Origin of the sequence: Plesiomonas sp. ZOR0011 (assembly GCF_000800945.1) — a bacterium.
In the GTDB taxonomy this organism is placed as follows: Bacteria; Pseudomonadota; Gammaproteobacteria; order Enterobacterales; family CAMTGL01; genus Plesiomonas; species Plesiomonas shigelloides.
Map to the genome: position 1 here is coordinate 1 of NZ_JRKB01000113.1, position 231 is coordinate 231.

Here is a 231-nt window from a genome sequence, read left to right on the forward strand (position 1 = left end):
GTGCATCCGAGAGGATTCGAACCTCTGACCGCCCGGTTCGTAGCCGGGTACTCTATCCAGCTGAGCTACGGATGCAAGAGTAACACTTGTGTATCTTATTTATCTAAATCGGCACTAGAAAAACTAGCACTTTTAGTATAGCTGCTGCAGGTTGGAATGGTGCATCCGAGAGGATTCGAACCTCTGACCGCTCGGTTCGTAGCCGAGTACTCTATCCAGCTGAGCTACGGA

Annotated in this window: 1 tRNA gene; it reads right to left on the reverse strand. The window is 50.2% G+C overall.

The annotated features are described in order from the left end of the window. Position 1: 1 nt before the first annotated feature. Positions 2 to 75 (reverse strand) — tRNA-Arg (locus L975_RS16390). Positions 76 to 231: the final 156 nt, after the last annotated feature.